The following is a 19,910-nucleotide window of genomic DNA, read 5'->3' as shown; positions in this document are numbered from 1 at the left end:
TAACCTAATCAGATTTGAGGCCAACTACCACCAGTATCGGCTCTTACCTTTGATAACCTTCTTGCCCGTTTTGCTCGGGGTCTAGGTCCAGCGGCAGCTCTACGTAGAAGGTGCTTCCTTGCCCTTCGGCACTTTCAAACCACACCCGGCCCCGGTGCAGCCCCACAATGGTTTTGATAATCGACATGCCCAGGCCCGTCGTTTTCTCGCCCCGCAGTCCCGGCCGGCGGGCTTTGGTGAAACGATCAAATAGGACATCATGAAACGCCTCTGGAATACCGATGCCATCATCGGCAACGCTGAAGCGCACCCGGCCTGCCTCCTGGGATACGCTCAGGGTAATGTGGCCGCCGTCGGGGGTAAACTTGACGGCGTTGGATAGCAGGTTGTTGAACACCTGCATCATCTTATTAACGTCTACGCTGATGTAAATGGGTGTCTGGGGGGCATTTACTGTAAAGTGCTTCGCCACCATATCTTCCGACCGCTCATAGCTTTCCATCATGTGGCGCAAGCGCTCCACAATGTCTACTCGCTCCATCTTCATCTCCACGTTGGCGGAGTCCATGAACTCCTGATCCACAAAGTCGCGGATCAGATCAACGCTCTGCTGACAAGTAGTTTGCATAATGCGGATCATCTCATTGAGCCGCTCATTATGTAGATTTTCAATCTGCTCACCCACGTACTCGGCCATCTGCTGCAACATCACAAATGGCCCGGCCAGGTCATGCGATAGGATTTCGAGCGTAGCGTTTTTCTTGGCGTTGAACTTGTCGGCGTTGGCAACATACTCCTTACGGTTGGTTACATCAGCCAAAAAGCCCCCCAGCAGCCCCTGCTCGCCGTTATTCTGGTGATAGTGAGGCGATAGGCAAAGCCATTGCTCAGGACCGTCGGCTTTCAGGAGACGAAACTCTACCTCTTTTTCTTCCAGCCGGCCGCGCTGCCAGCGTCGCCAGCAGTTCGCCAGGTACGGGCGGTCGTCGGGGTGAAGGCGAGCCAGCAGCTCCGACAGCTCCTGGTTTACCTGTTCGCGGTGGCCGCCCAAGAGGCGTTCGTACGCCGCATTCACGTACACTACTTCCTTAATAGCAGGATCATACACAAAAAAAACTTGGTGAAGATCTTCCACTAAGTCCTGAAAAAACGAAATAGGGTCAAGCATAATGGGTGCGGCAGACAATTGCTGTCAGCTAGGGTATATAACAGCCATCTAGGAAATATTTCCCGACGGAAAGCAGTGAAGGAAGATCTAGGGAATATAAGGCTTGCGAAACGCAATGACAAAAGTAACTGACTTCGCAGTCTGAACACCCAGGTATAGCTAATGCTAATGTTTGGTAGGCTACTAAGTAGAGTGGAATGCTCTGATTCAGGCCTAATAAACCCAACAATATGGTTTAATCACTCTAATATGAACTTTACCTTTTCCAATAAAAATTATTGACTTTGGGTGATTAAATAGCTAATATTCTACTTATCATCTAGCTCCGTTATCCACGCTCTGCCTTATCCACCTTTTGCTACACCACTTCATTGTTACTCATGAATTGACTTAGCAACTCCTATGGCCACATCCTCCGGGACGGTACTAGTTGCCGCTCCGCCCACGCTGCATCGCCTGGGCCTGATTGCTGTGCTACACGAAACCTGGCCAGCACTGACCATTCGTGTCCTTCCCGATCCTGAGCAGTTGCTGCCACTGTTGGCGCAGCAACGCTTTGCGCTCGTTATTGCCGACGCTACCTCCGCCGATTCCAACATCTTGCCGTTGTTGCTGCGGTTACGCGCCCGCAGCTGCCAGCAACTGCTTGTCCTGACCGGGCCGCGCCAATCGGCTGCCGTGCGTCACTGCTTAGCGCAAACTGGTTACTCATTACTTGCACGCAACGCCGCGCCTACCGAGGTAGTTACCTGCGTTGGCAACTTACTTAGCCAAGCAGATGCAAGCACCCCGTACCCTACCCCGTCCAGCCGCCGCGTTTTGCCCCCCACGCCCTTCAGCCGCCGCGAGCTGGACGTTCTGCGCCTGGTCATAGCCGACTGCTGCAACCAGGAAATTGCCGACCGCCTGTTTCTGAGCGTGCGCACCGTGGAAAGCCACCGGCGGGCCCTGCTGCAAAAGGCTGGAGCCAAAACACTGGTGGGACTAGTAGTGCAGGCTATGCGCGAGGGCTGGGTAGCCGTGGCGTAAGGTTCAGTGCCGCCGGCTGACACTGAAGCCTCATAGTGTGGGGCTGGCTGCTCACCGCGTTTGCCCTCATGCTCGGCGCCCCATTCTGGTTCGATACATTGTGTCGCTTCGTCAATATTCGCAATGTAGGCGTGAAGCCCGCACCGGCTGATAAAACCAGAATGTAAAGCTGAAGTCTTATTATTAGCATCACCTCTCTGGCAACGGAATCTATCAACAAACTAATTGCTCGCTTGCTGAAGAGAAAGCGCAAATACACAGGTGCCAGCAGCTTTTCAGCTAATTTCTTTTCCTATGAGAAGTATTCGGCTGTTTCTCCCGCTAGTACTATTGCTGCTCTTGCCCCTTGAAGGTTGCAAAGTACCCGACGTTAACCCGTTTGCCCAAGCAACTACCCAGATGACCGCTGCCCTGACGCTTGGGCTCGACCAAGCCACTACTCAACTGGCGCTGGCAGCTAAACAGGAAATGGCCCCCGAGCAACAGGCCCAGCTGCAAGCTCAGCATTCGGAGCTGCGACAGCGCGCAGGGGCTATCCAGACCCTATTAGCCGCTTTGGATGCCTACGCCGCTACGCTAGTGGAGGTAGCCGACGCCAACGCTAAAGGGCAGGAAACCATGAAGCAGGTGGCCGATGCGCTGACGGTGGTCAGTTCGGCGCTCGGCCCCAGCGTTAGCTTGGCTGTGCGGGGCGCGGCTGCAGCGGCCGACGCCGTTAAAGGCCATGTGCAGACCATTCGTACTCTGGGCACCTTGAAGCGAGCGGTGCAGCCGGCCGATGCGGCTATTCAGCAGACCGCGGCTATTCTAAAAACCAGCTTCGCGGAGTTGGCCCGACTTGATAGCGCTGCCGCCGATATTCAGCAGGTTCTTATTGAGAATCAGAACCAGTTGGTTCTCCAGTCCTATGACGATCTGCGGCAGCGGCGGGCGCTGGCCGATGCGATAGTAAGCTACATCGTACGCTTTGAAAATGTGGCTTACCAACCTGCCAGCCCGACCCAACAACAGCGGCTGGGAGAATTACTGAACTCTATCAGGAAGATGGATATTGGCATTCCCGTGACGGCTTCTGTGGCTCCCGACCGACTCCGCCAGACGCTGGCACTCCTCAAAGGCCGGGAAGCCTTCTGGCTGCAACGGGCCGCCGACCTCAACCGGTTGCAGCCGCGCTACGATCAGGTGCAGGAGCAACTGGCGGCCCTAGCCACCAGCGCCAGCCAGCATCGTACTGTGTTTGCCAAAAGCGCTACCCTAACCCAAACTTGGGCGCGGTCTCATGCCGCCCTGAAAACGGCTGTTCTGCGTGAAAGCCGCTCCGTTTCTTTTCAGGAGGTTATGAAGGCTGCCGAGGACCTGACGGCCTTCATCGATAAGATGAAAGACCTTAGCAAAACGTAATTCCTACCACTATGCCCATTATTGACTGGAACAACCTGCACTTGTTATCGGACTGGGCCGACGCGCTCCGGCAGTTGCTGGCAGCGGCCGAAGAAGCCATCCGAAGCGGCGACCTGCGCACCCGGCAGCAAGTAAACGAGCTATTGAAGCTTTATATTAAAAAGTCGCCGGTGGACGCGGGCCCTCTGGATGATATCGCTACGGCGGCCATCATCGACATGAACATTGCCGTTATTGAAGACGCTTTACTCAGAATCGGGCAGCGCCAAGCCGATTTGCAAAAGCAGATTGAGCTGATACAAGGCGTGACTGCCCAAGCCCGTAGCAGCGCCAAGGACTTGCGGCTTGATAACGTAAAAAAAGCCCTCGACCAGACCAAGACGGCGCTGGAAGGATTAAAAGCCGTGAACGACGACCTAGGCAAAAGCGACAGTAAGCTGACCAAAAAGCTGAATAAGATAGTGGCTGACCTTAATAGCTTGGAGGAAGAATAGGGCACCGTATCCGTTGTCCTGACACCCGAAACAGAGCGGCGTTAGGACGTCACAATAAGTTGTTTGACCGTACTAAAAAAGCCCCCCAGGCGCCGCTGCACGGCTCTGAGGAACTTTTTTATATAATTACCCTTTCATAATTCAAAAGCCAACAAGCCACTGGAAGACATCCAGTGGCTTGTTGGCTTTTTTAATAGTGCTGAGTTACCCCAGCTTCTTGTACCGCACACGCTTGGGCTCCACATCCCCCAGCCGCTTCTTCTTGGCTTCCTCATAATCCGAGAAGTTACCCTCAAACCAGACCACTTCCGAGTTACCCTCGAAGGCCAGAATGTGAGTAGCCAAGCGGTCGAGGAACCAGCGGTCGTGGCTGATGATAACGGCACAACCGGCAAAGTTTTCCAGTGCGTCTTCCAGGGCCCGGATGGCATTTACGTCCAGGTCGTTGGTGGGCTCGTCGAGCAGGAGCAAATTTGCCCCCTGCTTCAGTGTAGTGGCCAAGTGAACACGGTTGCGCTCCCCGCCGGAGAGGCTACCGACTTTCTTTTCCTGGTCGCCGCCGCGGAAGTTGAAGTTGCTCACGTAGGCACGAGCATTCACCGGCCGACCCGCCAGCAGCATAGTTTCGGTGCCGCCCGAAATCGTCTCGAACACCGACTTATTGGGTTCCAAGGTTTCGTGCTGCTGATCGACATAGGCCGTCTGTACTGTCGGGCCTACCTCAAAAGTACCCGCGTCGGGCTCCAACTGACTGGTGATGAGACGGAACAACGTGGACTTACCGGCACCGTTCGGGCCGATGATTCCTACAATGCCGCCTTGAGGAAGAGAGAAGCTTAGATCTTCAAATAAAAGCTTGTCGCCGAAGGCTTTGCGCAGATTGTGGGCTTCAATTACCTGTCCGCCCAGGCGGGGGCCATCGGGAATGAATAGCTCCAGCTTCTGCTCTTTTTCTTTAATGTCGGCGCTGACCAGCTTGTCGTAGCCGGCCACGCGAGCCTTGCTCTTGGCCTGGCGGGCTTTAGGCGACATGCGCACCCATTCCAGCTCTCGCTGCAAGGTTTTCTGACGCTTGCTCTCAGTTTTCTCTTCCTGAGCCAGGCGATTAGACTTCTGCTCCAGCCAGGACGAATAGTTGCCCTTCCACGGAATGCCTTCACCGCGGTCCAGCTCCAGAATCCAGCCGGCCACGTTGTCGAGGAAGTAGCGGTCGTGGGTTACGGCAATCACGGTGCCTTTGTACTGCTGTAAGTGCTGCTCTAGCCACAGCACGCTCTCGGCGTCGAGGTGGTTGGTGGGCTCGTCGAGTAGGAGCACGTCGGGCTCTTGTAGCAGAAGGCGGCAGAGGGCCACGCGACGTTTTTCACCGCCCGAGAGGTTGCCGATAATGGCGTCGCCGTCGGGAGTGCGCAAGGCGTCCATGGCGCGCTCTAGTTTGCTGTCCAGGTTCCAGGCGTCGAGCTGGTCGAGGCGCTCCTGCACTACTCCTTGGCGCTCCAGTAGCTTATCAAAGTCGGCATCTTCGGCTCCGAAAGCTTCATTGATTTCGTCGAACTCCTTGAGCAAGGCCACCGTTTCGGCGGCGCCTTCCTGCACTACTTCCATCACCGTTTTGGTCGGGTCAAGCTGGGGCTCCTGCTCCAGGTAGCCCACCGAGTAGCCCGGCGACCACACCACTTCGCCCTGAATCTGCTTATCAACGCCAGCAATTACTTTCAGCAGCGACGACTTACCCGAACCGTTCAGACCGAGCACGCCGATTTTGGCCCCGTAGAAAAACGAGAGGTAGATGTTTTTGAGAACTTGTTTCTGGGGCGGATACACTTTGCTCACGCCAGCCATTGAGAAGATAATCGTTTCGCTCATGGGAATTTGTGGAGACTTATTTAAGAATTTTTAAACAACAACCCAATGAACTTGGGTACTTGAAGTGCGACAGCACATTACCCAAGCCAGGGAGCTTTTTGCATCGATCCGAAGGAGCGCAAAATGCTTTGCATTGGTTTTAACCCAGTTATCTGACTACATAAGTTCTAACCTTGCGGCGTTGGCTTACGTTCGGTTCAGATAACCCTGGCTAACACGGTGGACCCGCCAAAGGTAGGCAGCCTACCCTAAGATTCCGCTGTTTAACTCCAGGGTTTCCCAGACAGTGAAAGTGCTCGCCATCCCGTAAACTTGTAGTCAATTAATGCCGTTTCTTTACTCTTCCGACCCCACCACCTAGCCGCTTTCGCGTTATTATTATCTATTAATATGGAACCACAAGATCACCTGCTAGCCGAAGCCCGGCGCTACGGCTACGTCGAGGGCGACCAAGTGTGGCTACGCTCGTTTATGGACCTGCCGGCCCGTCAAGTTGGGCAGGTTAAAGAATCCGAGGACGCTTCACTTCAGTATTTTGCTCAGCGTTTTGAGAGCTTTCGAGCTAAAGTGGAAGATTTATTAACCAAGATTGAGGAATCCGAAAACAAAGGCTCTTTCCTAATGAAAGCCCTGCATCTGAAGGAGCAAATGGCTTCTTACGATGCGTTGGGCGATTTTGAGACTCTGCACCACCGCCTCACCGAAGCCGAGGAAGGCATCAAAGTAACAGTAGCCCGCAACCGGGAGAAAAACTTAAACACCAAGATCAGCCTGATTCAGGAAGCCGAGGCCCTCCGCGACAGCATTGACTGGCAGACAGCCGGCGAGAAGCTACAGGAGCTGCGCCAAGCTTGGATCAAAACTGGCCCCGTAGAGAAACACCTCACCGAAGAATTGGAAAACCGCTTCCGTGAAGCAGTAGACCAGTTTTTTGTTCGTAAAAAAGAGTTTCTGGCCGACAAAAAGGCCATGTCGAACCGCGTGGTTGACAAGTACCGTGACCTGATCCGCAAGTCGGAATCTCTACAAAACTCCGACGACTTTGAGGAAACCACTCGCCAGCTTAAGCAGCTGCAGCAGGAATGGAAAGAAGTAGGCGGCTCATTGCCGCGCAAGCAAGCCAATGAGCTATGGACGCGCTTTAGGGCCGCCCACAACCACTTCTTCGACCGACTCAAGGAGCACATCAGCACCAAGCGTGTAGACGCCAAGGACGGCTACATGGACGACAACCTAAGCCGCAAGCGTGCGCTGGTGGCTGAAGCCGAGGCCTTGCTCAGTCAGCCCATGTCGGCGGCGGTAGCACGGGCCAAGGAGCTACAGGCGGCCTGGAAAAAGGTAGGACCCGTACGCGGCGAGGAATCTGACCGGGTATGGGAGCAGTTTATCATGGCCTGCGACAAAGTATTTGAGATGAGCGCCCTGGAACACTTTATCCGCAAGCGTCAGCCCAACGGACAGGAGTCGGGCTCGGCCGAAGACCGCATCAATGCCCGCGTACAAGCTCTGCGCGACTTCATCAAGTATGACAAACAGGAGCAGGAAGTGCTTCAGGAAAACCTAGGTAAGCTCAGCGACTCGCCGGGCAACGAAACGTTCCGCAATATGCTGGAGGGAAAAATCAGGGGATTTGAAAGAAAAATCCGCACAAAAACCGACCTTATCGAGTTGTTACGTCAGCGCTTACCTGCTTAGCCTGAACCTTAGCCGGGTTTTTACGTTGTCGGGAAGCAAACGCTGTTGCGCCGCTTTGGCAGGCGTTTTCGGCCGGCCGGGTTTTTGCTCACTGGCTATTTACAACTTCTTTTTGCCCACTTTTTTTGTCGCACACCACTATGTATTGGACTCTGGAACTTGCTTCCTATCTGGAAGATGCCCCCTGGCCCGCCACCAAGGATGAACTGATTGATTACTCCATCCGCTCGGGTGCCCCGATGGAAGTGGTGGAGAACCTGCAGGCACTGGAAGACGACGGCCAGCCCTACGAAAACATTGAAGAAGTATGGCCGGATTATCCGACTAAAGAAGACTTCATGTTTAATGAAGACGAGTATTAAGAAGTAAGGAGTTAGCGCCCGAAAGCTAGGATGGATTTGATACGTGGTACACCCGATAATCAGTCTACTCTAACCGCCAGCGCTCTACTCTCAGCTCCTTTAACAATACAGAATCTGGTTGCGGGGTACGAACAGCGCGTTCTACTCCGCAACCTTTTTTTGTCGGTGCCAGTGCCTGCTTTTGTCGCCATTATAGGTCACAATGGATGCGGCAAGAGCACCCTTTTCCGGGCCCTAACGGGGCGCATACCTTACCAAGGCAGCGTGAGCATATTCGGCCACGACTTACGAGCTGAGCGGCAGGCAGCAGCCTCTGGCTTGCTCGCGCACTTACCCCAGCGCAACACTGTCAGCTTTCCTATTGAAGTGCGCGAACTAGTCGTGATGGGGCGCTTCCGCCACCAGCGCTTTCTCAGCGCCTACGGCCCGACCGACTACGCTCTAGCCGATGCGGCCTTAGCCCACGTGGGCGCCGCCCACCTCGCCCACCGCGACTTTACTTTGCTTTCCGGCGGCGAGCAGCAACTAGTATGGCTGGCTCAGTTGGCGTTACAAGACGCTCAGCTCTACCTGCTCGACGAGCCTACGCAGCAATTGGACGTCTACTACCGCCGCCGCGTGTTCGATTTGCTTCAGAGCTGGGTGCTGGAGGCCGGCAAAACCGTGCTTTGCATCACCCACGACCTTGATAATTTGCCCCCCTTGACAGGATTTTTACTCAATCTATCGCTTCCTCAGCCTCAGCTAGAGGTGCTAACTCCTGAGAACGTGAGGGAGGCAAAAGCGTACTTGGAAAGTGAGGAGGGCTTGTGGAATGAGCTTGTTTGATAGATCATTTCACAATAATTCGTTTCACTTATTAAATCTGTCTTGATTTAAAATCAACTTGTTACCTATTATCTAGGTAAAGAAGCTAAGTTTTCTTAATAACAAAAATAGCCTACATTGAAACTACATAAAAACTGCAGCCTATTCCTAGAAAATATTGTAGTTACAAATTAGCTTTAGACTAAGCAGAACACAAAATTTGATTGTCCGCTTTTATTTCTTACTTTCAATTTCAAAACATAAACCGCTCTTGATATGATATCTTCCGCACTTTCTAGCGCAGTTTTAAAATTGACCACATATTTGTCGTTGGCAAATAATTAAAACGATTACGTTCGTTTGTTCAATGAATAAAAAATGCTTTGGTTATGAAAAGACTTGAAATTATAGAATTCTTAAAAGGTTACTCAATTTTCACTATAATAATATTCCACTTTTTACAAGAGTTTGACCTCCCTTATCCATTCGATAATTTTATAATTTTTGGAGGAGCAGGCGTTCATTTATTTATATTGTTATCAGCTATAGGAATGTATTTATCACATTTAAATAACCCCCTACCATATTTTGATTATCTTAAAAGAAGAGGCGTTAAAGTATATATACCTTACATCACAGCTGTACTTATAATAGCCTTAATCTCAGTTTTTATTCCGGTCTATGAAAATTCTTTTTATACAATTGCTGGCCATATTTTTTTATTCAAAATGTTTGATAACGATATCATGTCTTCATATGGATATCAATTGTGGTTTGTTTCTATGATACTACAGTTCTATATTGTTTTCTACCTATTAGTGTTTATGTATGAAAAATTAAATACAAAAAAATTCATATTAGTATGCTCCATCCTAAGTCTAATTTGGATAGCCATAGTTGTTTATTTAGGTAAAGAAGGAGAGAGAACCTGGCAAAGCTTTTTCTTGCAATATTTATGGGAATTCGCGCTAGGAATGGTTATCGCTGCCAAACTTCATAAAAATAATTATAAAATAAATTTTAATAAAAATCCTATTTATGTTTTATTAATAGGCATTTTAAATTGTATAATTTATGGCACATTGGCTATGAAAGGAAATTTCATAGGAAAGATGATAAATGACGTTCCAGCTTTAATAGGCTATTCATCCATAGCAGTTTGGCTTTACATGCTAAATATCGACAAAGTAAAAAAATTCTTCATTTTCACAGGATCTATATCTTTCTCACTGTATCTTTTGCACGTGTTCGTTTTAATGCTCTCATTATTATATCTTAAAAACATGCCTATAGCTGCACTGACTTCTATAGCGTTAATAGCAACTTATATAATTTCAATCTACTACCAAAAAGCTATAAGCAAATTATACACTGTTATAAATATATAATGAAATTATTACCTAAAACAGCAATATATTACCAAGAAATAATCTTCATATTTATAAAATTATTTACAAATCGGAGGATTATATCCAATAAAAAAAGTGAGAGTGTAATTTTATTTTACTTATCAAGCAACGCAAAGTTTGAAAGAGAAAACAATATAAAATCTTTCACTTTCTATTAACTTGAAATTTTAACCTTGTTAAAATTTCAAATATCTTTTGAATAAAAATTTTCGTTCTATTTTATAATAGATTAACGTTGTCCTGGCCGGCCACGCAGCACCTGGCCAATAGAGCGCAGAAAGGGCCACGGCGTGACTGAGTTCATGACTTGAAAGTTCTCAACCCACGAGGTGCGCTCATCCAGAAAGTCGAAGATGCGCTCCACGGGGTTGTGCTGAAACATTTCGGCAAATATGTCGCGGGTGGTTTCGCCTTGGCGCTGCATGATATCGAGCAGTAAGGTATCGAACAGGCGGAACTGCCATTGGTCACCGGTAAGGTCGGCGGGTGGGGCACCGGTGACCGCTAATGCTTCTACCAAACGCTGGGTGTGCGCCTGAATACGCTTAAAGGCGTAGCCAGTGCTTGGTTTGGCGCGGCCCGCGCGAGTACCCAAATTGATAATATTTGCCCCCTGCCGGGCGGGCAGCGGATGATCGGTCATGGGAATAGCGCCTACTTCTTCCGCCTCCACCCGATACTGCTTCACCCCAAGCGTAATAGTCAGATAGTCGTGCATGGCAGCTTCGTACGCAGCTTTGGGCAGCAGCGCGCCCGAAAACAGGGTATACTCTACCAGCGCCCGGCGCGGACTAAAGGGCAGCACGTACATAAAACGTGGCTCTTGGTGCTGCGGCCCCCGAAAGTCCATAAACTCCACCGTCGCCGGATCGAATATATCCTGATCAGTTTCCACCTCCCAGCCTACAAAATGCTGCAGCAAGTAGCGGTGTTGGCTGGGGTTTTTATCAATGTGGGGCGGACGGCTATCGAAGGCATACTGAGCCGTAAACTTTCCTTCCGTAGTATGCGCTACAACACTGCTGGGGGGCAAATTTTCGATTTTATCTACCGTAGCCCGCACCAAAGTGCACTGCGGGTTAGCAGCCAAAGCGGCATGCACAAATTGGTAGAAGTCCAGCCCGCGAATCATTTTGTAGCGGTGGCGCTTGAGCGGAAAAACCTGCTCGAAGTCTGGACTACGGAACGCCAGTTGCTGCCACTCGTGGGCCACTATACTATCAAATGGTGAGGGCGCATCAGCCCAGAACGACCAGGTGCGGTCGTTTTGATCTTTGGCGGCCGGCTCTAGCAGCAGTACGCGCTTATCGCGCAGGCGTGGCTCCTGCGTTAGCGCATACGCCAGGCTAAGCCCGGCGGCCCCACCACCCGCTATTATGTAGTCGAAATCAGCTTGCAAGGACACACAAAAAACCGGCGACGGAAGTATTTCCGCCGCCGGTTCAAATAACGGCTTAATCTCTGAGCTTGTTTTGGCGCCTTACTGCGTTTACTAGCAAGGCGCTGGCCAGCTCTCGTAGGCTTCCAGTTGTACTGGTGCCTAGAAGTTTGGTGAAAGCAGATACTTGGAGTAAAAATCGTCGATAATCTTCACGGCCGAAGCGGCATCATCTACGAGTTGCACCAAATTCATGTCTTCGGGCGAAATGTTGTGCTCTTCGTGCAGCATTACATTTTCAATCCACTCAAACATGCCCTTCCAATACGACGTGCCCACCAATACAATCGGGAAACGCCCAATTTTCTTGGTTTGAATTAGCGTGATTGCTTCGAAGAGCTCATCCAGAGTACCGAAGCCGCCGGGCATACCAATAAAGCCCTGCGCGTACTTCACAAACATCACCTTGCGTACAAAGAAGTAGTCGAAGTTGATGATTTTGTCGGGGTCGATGTAGATGTTATTGAACTGCTCAAAGGGTAGCTCAATATTGAGCCCCACTGAGCGGCCGCCTTCAGAGCGGGCACCTTTATTACCCGCCTCCATGATACCTGGGCCACCACCCGTAATTACGCCGTAGCCGTGACGCACGAGCTTGGCCGCAATTTCTTCGGCCATCTGGTAGTAAGGGTTGTCGGGCTTGGTGCGGGCTGAGCCGAAAATGGACACGCAAGGTCCAATCTTGCTCATCTTCTCGAAGCCCTCCACAAACTCGGCCATCACCTTAAAGATCTGCCATGAGTCAGCAATCTTAATCTCGTTCCAGTCTTTGTCTACAAACGCGCGGCGAATACGCTGTTCATCGTCGAGCTGTAGGGTGCGCTGTCCGCTGGTCTGCTCCCGAATCTCACTGATGGAGGTTACCTTATTATCGTTTACGTTCGGCTGGCTAATGGTTTGGCCGCTGCCGGCATTCAGATTTTCGTCTTGGCTTTTCGTCCGACTGGTTTTTTTAAGCTTAGTCATAGTACTGTACTTGTGAGCCCGCTGGGTGGGAATTGGGAAGCGCCAGATGGCGCCGCAGGCGTATTTATAAAAAAAGAGAATTGAGGAAATGTCTGGGGGGCAAAAGCAGACCGCTGCCCCCGACCAAAAGCGGGGCGCGCAAGATAAGGGTTTGGCGCTGTTGCGCAAGGGAAGGAGCTTAATTACTCCGTGTTACTGTGCTGCTTACTTCGAGCGAATAGCAATAACTGGGTCGAGGTTAGCAGCCAGCACAGCCGGAATAATACCGGCCAAAATGCCAATGACCACCGATACGGTGAGCCCCAGCGTCACGTTGCCGGCGGAGAGAAATAAAGGCAAGGACTCCTGCGGAATAAGTGTAATAAGAAAAACCAGAAAGATGCCCGCCGCCCCGCCAATTAGGCACAGGAAAATGGCTTCGAACAGGAATTGAAATAGAATAAAGTAGTTTTTGGCCCCCAGCGACTTCTGAATCCCGATAATATTGGTGCGTTCTTTCACCGACACAAACATGATGTTAGCAATGCCGAAGCCGCCTACCAGCATAGCAAAGCTGCCAATAACGGCCCCCGCCACGCCAATCACAGAAAACAGCTTGGAGATAAGCTCGCCGAACATTTCGGGACGATTCAGGGCAAAATTATCCTCCTCGCGGGGCTTGAGTCCACGGATATTGCGCAGCACTCCCTGCAGCTCTGACTCCAAGTCAGCTAGGTTTTGGTCGTCTTCGCGGCCCTTCACGATAATGCTGGGCGTAACGCCCCCCATTCCCGAGCCGTTGTTGATGGCAAAAACCTGACTGAACATGCCGAAGGGAATCATGCAGTTGGCATCGTTGCTAGGTGTATCAATGAGCTTTTTACCTTCTTTCTTCATCACACCAATAACCGTGAACTTGCGCCCACGAGCCGTAAACTCACGACCTAGTGCCGAGCCGCCGCTGAATAGGTTTTCGGCAATGTCGGCTCCAATAATGGCTACGTTCCGAGACATGTCTATCTCCTGGGGGGTGAAATAGCGACCTTCTCCGATAACCACTTTCGATACTTGCTGAAAATCGTAGCTCACGCCTTGCAAGTTGCAGTCGCTCACGCTGTTTGTGCCGGCTTTAAGGGTATTGCCGCCAGCATTGGCCACTAGGGCCATGCCTCGGTTGCTTTCGGGGCTGAGGTTGCGCTGAATAGCCCGAAACTCGCGCTGGGTGGGCACCGGGCGGTTGAAATACTTCCACCATGGCTGGGCCGGATCAAACTTCCAAGGCCATTTGCCTACATAAATCACTTTCTCGCCCAAAAAGTCCATGCTCTGCCGGATGTTGGACTCCAGCGAATCGACGACGGTGAACACGGCGATAATAGCAAAAATGCCCACCGTAACGCCCAGCAGCGACAAAGTCGTGCGCAACAAGTTGGATTTGAGGGCTTGCCACGCGAAGCGGAAGCTTTCCAGGGTCAGACGCAGGGCGAGCATGGAGCAAAAAGTTAGAAGGCGGCAGAAAAAGGGGATGACTATGGGCAGTGATTTGTTATTTCTGCTGCTGACGAGTGCTGGCACCCAGCCATCAGTATTTAATCAACAGCCATTTAACAATTTAGCTTGTTTGGTATTGAAGTAGCCTCACACCGATTCCGGGCGAAAAATAACGATTAATCCGCCCATTCTACGTACTTTTGCCCCCTCAAATTTTCGTTAGCTTCCCCCTCTATTGCCCATATCCGCCCATGAAACTGTCCGAGTTTAAGTTTGACCTGCCCGAGAACCTGCTAGCGCAGCACCCGGCCAAAAACCGCGACGAGTCGCGCCTGATGGTATTACACCGCGATACTGGCAAAATCGAACACCGAATTTTCAAAGACATCATCGAGTACTTCAACGACGGTGACGTATTCGTGATGAACGACACGAAAGTGTTTCCGGCCCGGCTTTATGGCAACAAGGAAAAGACGGGAGCTAAGATTGAAGTATTTTTGCTGCGCGAGCTGAACAAGGAAAGCCACCTGTGGGACGTGCTGGTTGATCCGGCCCGTAAGATCCGGGTGGGCAATAAGCTCTACTTCGGCGAGAGCGACATGGTAGCTGAGGTAATTGACAACACTACTTCGCGCGGCCGCACCATCAAGTTTCTGTTTGATGGCCCCGATGAGGAGTTCTACAAAGCCCTCCACGATTTGGGCGAAACGCCCCTACCCCGCGAGGCAATCACCCGCGATGCGGAGCCGGCCGACAAAGAGCGCTACCAGACTATTTATGCCAAGCACATTGGAGCCGTAGCAGCTCCTTCCGCTGGCTTGCACTTCACCCGCGAAGTATTGAAGCGCCTGGAAATTAAAGGCGTAGAAACTGCGGCCGTAACGCTGCACGTGGGTCTGGGCACTTTCCGTCCCGTGGACGTAGAAGACCTGACCAAGCACAAGATGGACTCGGAGAACTTCATTGTTCCGGCCGAGGCAGCTATAATTGTAAATAAGGCTCTGGACGCTAAAAAGCGCGTGTGCTCGGTAGGAACTACTACCATGCGGGCGTTGGAGTCGTCGGTATCCGCGCACAACCGCCTGAAGGCTAACCAGGGCTGGACCGACCGTTTTATCTTCCCTCCGTACGATTTCAAAATCGCGAATACCCTGCTCACCAACTTCCATACCCCGGAGAGCACGCTGATGATGATGACGGCTGCCTTCGCCGGCTACGACCTATTGGCGGAAGCTTATAAAGTAGCCATCAAGGAGAAGTATCGCTTCTTCAGCTACGGCGACGCTATGCTGATTCTGTAAGTTTAGAAATATGAAAAGTGAAAGGTGAAACCTTGTTTTGGTGAGCCTTTCAGATAGCCCGGCTACCTTTGGTGGCCGGGCTTTTTTTGTTGCAGATACTGCTTCGTAGTCGCCCCTTACCCTTCACCATTTCCTATCATGCCTGATACTAGATTTGCTATACTCGTAGCCGGCGGCAGTGGCACACGTATGGGCGCAGGACAGCCTAAGCAGTTTCTGGAGCTACTCGGCGAGCCAGTGCTGTTGCATACACTTCGGCGTTTTGCCGAAACCAGCCTCAATATTCAGCAGTACGTGCTGGTTTTGCCCCCCGATCAGTTTGATACCTGGCATCACCTCTGCGCCCGGCATCAAGTCTCGATTCCGCATACGGTAGTTGGAGGTGGGCCTACGCGCTGGGCTTCGGTGCGCAATGGACTAAATCATCTGTCAGCATTTACGGAAGGTATCGTGGCGGTGCATGATGGGGTACGGCCGCTGGTATCGGCGGCAGTTATTGAGAGCACCTTTGTGGCCGCCGCCGAGCATGGCGCCGCCATAGCCGCCGTAGCTCCCAAAGATTCGGTACGCGGGCTTTCCAAAGAAGGCTCCTATGCCATGGATCGGTCGCGTTTGCGCTTAGTACAGACGCCCCAGTGCTTCGAGCTAAACTTACTGCGCAAGGCATATAAGTTACCCGAGCTGCCCACCTTTACCGATGACGCCAGCGTAGTGGAAGACCTCCACCCTATTCACCTAGTGCCCGGCGACTACCGCAACCTTAAAATCACGACTCCCGAAGATTTGATGCTGGCCGAAGCTATTCTGCGCAGCATATAAGCGCGAGACGCAGCCATTATTTCTATTTTTTCTAACTCCTTCCCACCTCATGTACACTTGCCTGCTCTACGACGTGCGCGACGGCGTCGCGACCATTACCCTGAATCGGCCCGACGTATTCAACGCTTTCAACGACCCACAGAGCTACGAGCTACAGGATGCGCTGAAGCAGGTGGCCCGCGACGCGGCCGTGCGCGCCGTAGTACTCACCGGTGCGGGCCGGGCGTTCTGCTCTGGTCAGGATCTGAAGGCGGCACAGGGTGAAGAGAAACGCTCCTTTTATGATTCATTGCACAAGCGTTACAACCCTATTATTCGGGCTATGCGCAGCTTGCCTAAGCCGATTATTGGCCGGTTGAATGGCGTAGCAGCGGGCGCTGGCTGCTCCCTGGCTTTAGCCTGCGACGCGCTAATTGCCTCCACCGACGCTTCGTTGATTGAAGTATTTATTAATATTGGCCTAGTGCCCGATTCGGGTTCGTCTTACTTTTTGCCGCGTACTGTGGGCACGCTGAAGGCTTTTGAGCTGTGCACCTTGGGGTCTAAGGTGTCGGCGGACGAAGCGCTGCGCCTGGGGCTGGTAAACCAGGTAGTAGCGCCAGACCAGTTGGACGAAGCTACCTATGCGCTGGCTGCCCGCTATGCGGCGGCACCTACCAAATCAATTGGCCTGATCAAGCAGATGCTCAATAAAGCCAGCGCCTCGACGCTGGACGAGATGCTGGATTATGAAGCCTACTGCCAACAGATTGCCGGTGAATCGGATGACTATAAAGAAGGTGTACAGGCCTTTCTCGAAAAGCGCAAGCCTCAATTTCGCGGAGCTTAACTAATCGCCGCATTCTTTGTAAAGACGCCATTCTGGAAACGGAGTGGCGTCTTTGTTTGCGAATAGGTTGCTGTAGCTGAAGGACGACTTAATCATTTTCCAGTAAAAATTCGCAGTCTACAGCGCAGCCGCACGCCGCAACCAAGCCGTAAAAGTCACGGTGGTTTTTAGGATTACCATTCTTGAATAGGCCTAGTTTTTCGCAGGTATAACAAGCCATTGGTGATGGAGGCAAAGCATAAGAAGATACTGGCAATGCTGGGTGCGCTGCTGCTAGCCAGCAGCTTGAAGACGCGGGCCCAGGGTCTGACTGCGGAGTTTTTTGGCGGTACCGCCTGGAGCCTGCCGTCGACCCTACGGATAGAGCAGCCCGGTGAAGAGACTATCCGCTTTAGGGCTCGCTACCGCACTCGCCCATGGCATGGCTCGCCCTATTATTCCTATCGGCTAGGCTATAAGCAGTGGAGCGCAGAGCTGGTGCACCACAAGCTGTATCTGCAAAACCCGCCGCCCGAGATTCAGCACTTCGAGGTATCGCATGGCTATAATATGGTGCTGGTGAACCGTTCACTGCCTTGGGTTGAAATGTCTAACACCTTTCGCGTTGGAATAGGGCTGGTGATTGGCCACCCCGAGGGTCGCATCAGAGAGCAAGCTATCAACCCCGTGCGGAGCTTGCTGGGAGGTGGCTACCATATTTCTGGCTTGTGTTTGCAAGTGGCCGCAGGCCCGCCTCTTGGCGTGGCGGAACATTGGTTTTTTCGGCCCGAAGCCAAGCTGACTGCGGCGTGGGCTCGTATGCCGCTGGCAGGTGGCGGCACGGCCGTAGTGCCCAATATCGCTGTGCATACGCTGTTTGGGTTTGGATACCGAAGCAAGCGGTAAAGGCGCAATTCTATCAAGCTAGGCTGCTTCACAGTACTTGTCACAAAGCCGGTACGATTAGGACCAAAGAGGCTGGGGGGCATTTTCCGCGCTGAAAATGCCCCCCAGCTTTTAATGTACTGATGCCCACTGAACAGCAGGCCGTAGCTGGACTTTGATAACTACCTGCCGAGGCTCCCGTATAGACAGAAGCGTATTTCAATATTCTTAACTGTTTGTGCCTTATGGCTTCTGCCCGTTTTCTGCTTTTTGGATGCTGTATTGCGCTGAGTGCTTGCTCGCCGGGTGCGGGGCAAAAAGACCCCGTGGCAGATGCCAAGTTTCAGAACGAAAAGCGCATCAAGGAAGCAGCCGTGACTGAGCGCCAAGAGCGCGACGCGGAATTTATGGTGGATGCCGCCGTGAGCGGAATGTTGGAATTGGAGATGAGCAAGCTAGCCCAGCAAAAGGCTGCAACGCCTGTAGTGCGCAACTTCGCCCAGCGCCTTGTACAGCAACACGGCCAGGTAAACACAGCCTTGCGGAATCTGGCCCAGCAAAAGAATCTTGTGCTGCCCAATGCTTTAGGCAAGGACCAGCAGAGCAAGTACGCGGAGCTAAGCGCTGTGGCGGGTATTCAGTTTGATAAGCAATTTGTGGCGGCGGTCAAAGAGTCGCACAAAAACGACATCGATGCCTTTGAAGATATGAGTAAAGAAGCCTACGATGGCGACATCCGGGGCTTCGCCGCTAAGTTTTTACCCACGCTTGAACAGCATTTGAAAGATGTAGACACCGTGGAAGACGAAATAGAGAAATTACCCTAGTTCATTTTTATACCTGATTTTTCACTTGTATGCTTCATTTCCCAAAACACCGCATTTTTCCCGCACTTACCCTCTTCGCCGCTCTGTCGCTGACGAGCTGCGGGGGCACTGAAACCCGCACCGATGGCACTGCCGGCGAGGCCGTAGTTGACCAAGAGAAGGCCGCTGAGCAAGGTGGCGTGCAAGCCGATGCTACCGTCATTGACAACAACGCCGGCCCAACAGTGACGCCCGACTCCAATTCGGCCGCCATGGATTCGACGACTACGAACCCTTAAGTAATCAGAACCGTACACTACCAGCTCTGAGTGTCTGCTCAGGCTATTCCTGCCGCCAATCGCTGACTTGTTAAGTTGATGGTTGGCGGCAGACCTCTTTTCTCTCATTACAAGCTCAACCATTCCACCCCCTTTTCCTACCGCTATGAAACGTTCTATCATGAGTCTGCTTTTTGCAGGTATGCTACTGGCAACCGGCGCTTGCAGCAACGAAAAAACCGCAACCACCAACAACCCCACCGACTCAGAAGAAGCTGGCGGCAACGCCGGCGACAACTACATGAACTCGGCTACTGACGGCGAGGCTGGCGCTACTACCAACATGCCCTCCGATACGTCGGCAGAAAGCTCAGCCGCTAATGCTGGCACCGACCCTGGCATGAATGCTAATGGCGACGACTCAGCCCACCAGCCCACGGCCACAATGCCGCACAAAGACGACCCAGAGTTCATGAAGTCGGCTGCGCACAGCGACCAGAACGAGATTCAACTCAGTCGTTTGGTGCTTGAGAAAGGCGTGACTGGCATGGCTAAAGACCACGCGAATATGATGATCACGGACCATACGAAGTCGACGGCAGAGCTGAAGGCTATTGCTACTAAGAAGAAAGTAACGCTGCCTACCGACATGGATGCTGAGCACAAAGCCATTGCCGCTCAGATGCGGACGCTCTCGGGCCCGCAGCTGGAGCAGCGCTTCTTGCAGCAAATGGTAACCGACCACCAGAAGACGCTCAACACCATGCAGGCCCACAAAACCATGACTCAGGACGCTGACTTGCAAGGCTTCATCACGAAGACTACCCCTGTGATTCAGAAGCACTTGGATACATCGAAGCAGCACGCTAACATGAAAATGTAAGCAGCAAAAGCTTCTCTTCATTATT

19 protein-coding genes are annotated in these 19,910 nt (G+C 51.9%); 14 read left to right on the top strand and 5 right to left on the bottom strand.

The window, feature by feature from the left end; genetic code table 11:
- Positions 1 to 43 precede the first annotated feature (43 nt).
- Positions 44 to 1,168, bottom strand: coding sequence for an ATP-binding protein (locus tag ACW9KT_RS01845; RefSeq protein WP_457077681.1), 1,125 nt, complete (start codon positions 1,166 to 1,168; stop codon positions 44 to 46).
- Positions 1,169 to 1,570: 402 nt separating this feature from the next.
- On the opposite strand from ACW9KT_RS01845, the gene ACW9KT_RS01840 reads away from it, so the two are divergent.
- The 3 genes from ACW9KT_RS01840 (at position 1,571) to ACW9KT_RS01830 (ending at position 4,092) form a co-directional block, all read left to right on the top strand.
- Positions 1,571 to 2,197: a response regulator transcription factor gene (locus tag ACW9KT_RS01840; protein ID WP_457077679.1), complete on the top strand. Its 627-nt coding sequence runs from the start codon at positions 1,571 to 1,573 to the stop codon at positions 2,195 to 2,197.
- A gap of 294 nt (positions 2,198 to 2,491) precedes the next feature.
- Positions 2,492 to 3,598: a hypothetical protein gene (locus ACW9KT_RS01835; protein WP_457077677.1), complete on the top strand. Its 1,107-nt coding sequence runs from the start codon at positions 2,492 to 2,494 to the stop codon at positions 3,596 to 3,598.
- An 11-nt stretch (positions 3,599 to 3,609) separates the two neighbouring features.
- Entirely contained in the window at positions 3,610 to 4,092 is a 483-nt protein-coding gene (locus tag ACW9KT_RS01830) for a hypothetical protein (RefSeq protein ID WP_457077676.1), read from the top strand.
- 204 nt (positions 4,093 to 4,296) lie between these two features.
- On the opposite strand, the gene ettA is transcribed toward ACW9KT_RS01830, so the two are convergent.
- The gene (gene ettA / locus ACW9KT_RS01825) at positions 4,297 to 5,958 is read right to left on the bottom strand and encodes an energy-dependent translational throttle protein EttA (protein WP_457077675.1); all 1,662 of its coding nucleotides are present in this window, start codon (positions 5,956 to 5,958) and stop codon (positions 4,297 to 4,299) included.
- 390 nt (positions 5,959 to 6,348) lie between these two features.
- On the opposite strand from ettA, the gene ACW9KT_RS01820 reads away from it, so the two are divergent.
- From ACW9KT_RS01820 to ACW9KT_RS01805, 4 genes are all read left to right on the top strand, one after another.
- Positions 6,349 to 7,653: a DUF349 domain-containing protein gene (locus ACW9KT_RS01820; RefSeq protein ID WP_457077673.1), complete on the top strand. Its 1,305-nt coding sequence runs from the start codon at positions 6,349 to 6,351 to the stop codon at positions 7,651 to 7,653.
- Between the two features lie 140 nt (positions 7,654 to 7,793).
- Positions 7,794 to 8,015 carry a DUF2795 domain-containing protein gene (locus ACW9KT_RS01815; protein WP_019948259.1) on the top strand — a complete coding sequence of 74 codons (222 nt, stop codon included), beginning with the start codon at positions 7,794 to 7,796 and terminating at the stop codon, positions 8,013 to 8,015.
- Between the two features lie 105 nt (positions 8,016 to 8,120).
- Positions 8,121 to 8,843, top strand: coding sequence for an ABC transporter ATP-binding protein (locus ACW9KT_RS01810; RefSeq protein WP_457078562.1), 723 nt, complete (start codon positions 8,121 to 8,123; stop codon positions 8,841 to 8,843).
- Positions 8,844 to 9,211: 368 nt separating this feature from the next.
- A complete protein-coding gene (locus tag ACW9KT_RS01805; RefSeq protein ID WP_457077672.1) occupies positions 9,212 to 10,210 on the top strand; it encodes an acyltransferase family protein in 999 nt (332 codons plus the stop codon).
- A 250-nt stretch (positions 10,211 to 10,460) separates the two neighbouring features.
- On the opposite strand, the gene ACW9KT_RS01800 is transcribed toward ACW9KT_RS01805, so the two are convergent.
- The 3 genes from ACW9KT_RS01800 to ACW9KT_RS01790 all read right to left on the bottom strand — a co-directional run bounded on the left by ACW9KT_RS01800 (position 10,461) and on the right by ACW9KT_RS01790 (position 14,105).
- Positions 10,461 to 11,636 (bottom strand): lycopene cyclase family protein, encoded by a 1,176-nt coding sequence (locus ACW9KT_RS01800; RefSeq protein WP_457077671.1) that lies wholly within the window; start codon positions 11,634 to 11,636, stop codon positions 10,461 to 10,463.
- 135 nt (positions 11,637 to 11,771) lie between these two features.
- Positions 11,772 to 12,635, bottom strand: a complete 864-nt coding sequence (locus ACW9KT_RS01795) for an LOG family protein (RefSeq protein WP_457077670.1) — start codon at positions 12,633 to 12,635, stop codon at positions 11,772 to 11,774.
- A 204-nt stretch (positions 12,636 to 12,839) separates the two neighbouring features.
- Positions 12,840 to 14,105: an ABC transporter permease gene (locus ACW9KT_RS01790; RefSeq protein ID WP_457077668.1), complete on the bottom strand. Its 1,266-nt coding sequence runs from the start codon at positions 14,103 to 14,105 to the stop codon at positions 12,840 to 12,842.
- 251 nt (positions 14,106 to 14,356) lie between these two features.
- Between ACW9KT_RS01790 and queA the strand changes: the two genes are divergently transcribed.
- The 7 genes from queA to ACW9KT_RS01755 all read left to right on the top strand — a co-directional run bounded on the left by queA (position 14,357) and on the right by ACW9KT_RS01755 (position 19,885).
- Positions 14,357 to 15,406 carry a tRNA preQ1(34) S-adenosylmethionine ribosyltransferase-isomerase QueA gene (gene queA / locus ACW9KT_RS01785; protein WP_457077666.1) on the top strand — a complete coding sequence of 350 codons (1,050 nt, stop codon included), beginning with the start codon at positions 14,357 to 14,359 and terminating at the stop codon, positions 15,404 to 15,406.
- Positions 15,407 to 15,544: 138 nt separating this feature from the next.
- On the top strand, positions 15,545 to 16,225 hold the full coding sequence (locus tag ACW9KT_RS01780; protein ID WP_457077665.1) for a 2-C-methyl-D-erythritol 4-phosphate cytidylyltransferase: 681 nt from the start codon (positions 15,545 to 15,547) through the stop codon (positions 16,223 to 16,225).
- A 49-nt stretch (positions 16,226 to 16,274) separates the two neighbouring features.
- Positions 16,275 to 17,054: an enoyl-CoA hydratase-related protein gene (locus tag ACW9KT_RS01775; protein ID WP_457077663.1), complete on the top strand. Its 780-nt coding sequence runs from the start codon at positions 16,275 to 16,277 to the stop codon at positions 17,052 to 17,054.
- A gap of 225 nt (positions 17,055 to 17,279) precedes the next feature.
- Positions 17,280 to 17,939: a hypothetical protein gene (locus ACW9KT_RS01770; RefSeq protein ID WP_457077662.1), complete on the top strand. Its 660-nt coding sequence runs from the start codon at positions 17,280 to 17,282 to the stop codon at positions 17,937 to 17,939.
- Positions 17,940 to 18,163: 224 nt separating this feature from the next.
- Positions 18,164 to 18,745, top strand: coding sequence for a DUF4142 domain-containing protein (locus tag ACW9KT_RS01765; RefSeq protein ID WP_457077661.1), 582 nt, complete (start codon positions 18,164 to 18,166; stop codon positions 18,743 to 18,745).
- Between the two features lie 29 nt (positions 18,746 to 18,774).
- Positions 18,775 to 19,023 (top strand): hypothetical protein, encoded by a 249-nt coding sequence (locus ACW9KT_RS01760; RefSeq protein WP_457077660.1) that lies wholly within the window; start codon positions 18,775 to 18,777, stop codon positions 19,021 to 19,023.
- Between the two features lie 145 nt (positions 19,024 to 19,168).
- Positions 19,169 to 19,885, top strand: coding sequence for a DUF4142 domain-containing protein (locus ACW9KT_RS01755; RefSeq protein ID WP_457077659.1), 717 nt, complete (start codon positions 19,169 to 19,171; stop codon positions 19,883 to 19,885).
- Positions 19,886 to 19,910: the final 25 nt, after the last annotated feature.

This window comes from Hymenobacter sp. HD11105, assembly GCF_054051685.1.
The sequence above is the reverse complement of the archived record's forward strand: the minus strand, read 5'-3'. Positions and strand labels throughout refer to the sequence as shown.